Below are 3,109 nucleotides of genomic sequence, written 5' to 3' on the forward strand. Positions count from 1 at the left end.
GAGGTGGGCCAGCTGTTCGTGGAGGTGGGCGGGGATGGTGAAGGTGACGGTGCCGCCCTGGTGGGTGGGCACGGCCGGGCGGGGCCGGTCGGTCGGGAGGTCGAGCTCGGTGGGAAGACCCGCGAGCTGCCCCCGCCAGTAGGCGAGTTGACGCCCTGCGACTGCGGCGGGGTCGTTGTCGTCGCCGAGGGCGTCGTGCTGCCAGAGGGTGTAGTCGGCGTACTGCACCGGCAGCGGCGCCCAGTTGGGACTCTGGTCGGTGTGCCGGGCGGTGTAGGCAGTGGTGAGGTCGGCGGCGAGGGGTCCCATGGACCAGCCGTCGGCGGCGATGTGGTGGACGACGAGGAGCAGGACGTGCTCGTCGGGCCCGGTGCGGAACAGGGTGGCCCGCAACGGCAGGTCACCCGTGAGGTCGAAGGGGCGTGCCACGGCCTCGCGCAGTGCGTTCGGCAGCGTTTCGCCACGGTCGTCAGGACCGTCGCCGTCGCCGGCGATGTCGCGGACGACGAGCGGGACGGTGGTGTCCGACGGCAGGACGATCTGGTGGGCGCCGGCGTCGGGTTCTTCCCCGTAGACGGTGCGCAGCGCCTCGTGGCGCACGACCACGTCGTTGAGGGCCGCCGCGAGGGCCTGTTCGTCCAGGGGACCGGTGAGGCGGAGCGCGACGGGGATGTTGTAGAGCGCGCTGTCGGGGTCGTACTGGTGCAGGAACCACAACCGCTGCTGCGCGTACGACAGGGGCACGCGCTCCGGGCGTACCTCCCGGGCGGTCAGCGCGTGGCCCGCCCGGGACGCGGTGGTCATGAGCCGGGCGAGTCCGGCGACGGTCGGGTTCTCGAACATGTCGCGCACCGACAGGTCCATGCCGAGGGTGGAGCGTGCCCTGGCCAGCAGGCGAATGGCGAGGAGGGAGTGGCCGCCGAGGTCGAAGAAGTCCTCGTTCCGGCCCACGTGGTCGCGGCCCAGGACCTCCGCGAACAGGTTGGCGAGTGTGTCCTCCCAGGGGTTGGGCGGAGCGACGGGCGGCGTCACGGAGTCCGGCTCCTCCGCCTCCGGGACGGAGGGAGCGGGCAGGGCCCTGCGGTCGAGCTTGCCGTTGGCGGTGAGGGGCAGGGCGTCGAGGACGACGAACGCCGACGGCACCATGTAGTCGGGCAGCCGCTCGGCCGTGTACTCCCGGAGCTCCCGGACGGCGGACGCCGCGCGCGACGGCCCGTCCTCCTCCAGGACCACGTACGCGACGAGCTGCTTGTCGCCGTCTCCGTCGCCCTGACCGCCCTCCCGGACCACGACCACGGCCTGGCGCACACCGGCCGCGCCCAGCAGTACGCTCTCGATCTCGCCCAGCTCCAGTCGGAAGCCGCGCAGCTTCACCTGCTGGTCGGCACGCCCCACGTACCGCAACAGCCCGTCGGCACCCCACATGGCGATGTCGCCCGTGCGGTACATGCGGGAACCGGGCCCACCGAAGGGGTTGGCGGTGAAGCGTTCCGCCGTCATGTCCGGACGCCCCAGGTAGCCGCGGGCCAGGCCGGTGCCGGCGATGTACAGCTCACCCGCGACGCCGGGCGGTACGGGTAGCAGCGCCGCGTCGAGGACGTACGCCTGCGTGTTCCAGAAGGGCCGTCCGATCGGGACCGGCCCGGTGGGGGTCGGTGCGCCCGGGGGCAGGGTGAAGTCGGTGCAGTTGACGGTGGCCTCGGTCGGGCCGTAGGCGTTCACGACGGTGACGTCGGGGTGGCACTCCCGCCACGGAGCCAGCGTCTCGCCGAGCAACTGCTCCCCGCCGAGAACGAGGGTGCCGGTCGGCGAAGCCGTGTCCGGCAGGGACTCCAGCAGGGCCAGGTGACTGGGCGTGGCCTTCATGAAGTCCGGTGCCCCCGAGGTGACCGGCGCGTCCTTGAGGTCGGCCAGACGCACGCAGCCGCCGGAGACCAGCGGGGTGTACAGCGCGGTCACGGTCAGGTCGAAGGCGATGCGGCTGTGCAGGAGCGCCGTGCCCGACGCGTCCGGGTACGCATGACGTGCCCGCTGGAGGTAGGCGCCCACCGAACGGTGCTCGACGACCACACCCTTCGGGCGGCCGGTGGAGCCGGACGTGTAGATCACGTACGCGGGATCGTTGGGGGCCGGAAGCCCGTCGGTCCGCCCGCCGTCGCGGTCGCCGTCTCCTTCGCCGTCGGACGGGGCGACGAGGGACCCGGCGGACGTCTCGGCGAGGGCGCTCCCGGTCTCCGGGGCGTCGAGCAGCACGGTCACCGCGTCCGTGCCTGCCACCAGACCGGACCACTCGGCGCACGTCAGGACCACGCCGGGAGCGGCGTCCTCCAGCATGTACCGGATGCGCTCCGCCGGGTGGTCGAGGTCGAGCGGTACGTACGCGCCACCGGCCTTGAGTACCGCCAGCAGGGCGACGACCACCTCGACGGAGCGTGGCAGGGCGACCGCCACGAACCGCTCCGGGCCCACGCCGTGCCCGACCAGGAACCGGGCCAGCCGGTTGCTGCGTTCATCGAGTTCGGCATAGGTGAGGACGGTCTCCCCCGAGACCAGCGCGTCGGCCTCCGGAGTACGGCTCACCTGCGCGGCGAACAACTCGACCACGCTCGCCCTGCCGACCTCGCGGGCCGTCGCGTTCCACTCTTCAAGCAGCCGCCGACGCTCGTCGTCGTCCAGTACGTCGACCCGTCCGACGGGCCGCTCCGGCTCCTCGACGACGGCTTCGAGGACGCGCAGGAAGCGGTCCGACAGGGCCTCCGCGGTGGACGCGTCGTAGAGGTCGGCGCTGTACTCCAGCATGCCGCCGAGCCCCTGATCCGTCTCGAAGAGGCGGAAGAGCAGGTCGAACTTGGCGCCGTCGTCGGCGATCGGCAACGCCGACGCGCGCAGCCCGGGCAGGGCCAGTGCGTCCCCGGCGACCGTGCGCGGATCACCGTGCTGGACCACCAACCGCACCTGGAACAGGGGGTGCCGAGAGGCGGAACGCTCGGGGTTGAGGTCCTGGACGAGGCGTTCGAAGGGGATGTCCTGGTGCGCGTAGGCGGCCAGGTCCGTCTCCCGCACCCGGGTCAGCAGCTCGCTGAAGCTGGGGTCACCGGTGAGGTCGGTG

At 72.5% G+C, this 3,109-nt stretch carries 1 protein-coding gene; it reads right to left on the reverse strand.

The genetic code is table 11. The annotated features are described in order from the left end of the window. Nucleotides 1-3,109 (reverse strand): non-ribosomal peptide synthetase (locus IE94_RS0133970; RefSeq protein WP_030192172.1); only part of this gene is annotated, 3,109 nt, incomplete at both ends.

This window comes from Streptomyces violaceorubidus (assembly GCF_000717995.1).
Lineage (GTDB): Bacteria > Actinomycetota > Actinomycetes > Streptomycetales > Streptomycetaceae > Streptomyces > Streptomyces violaceorubidus.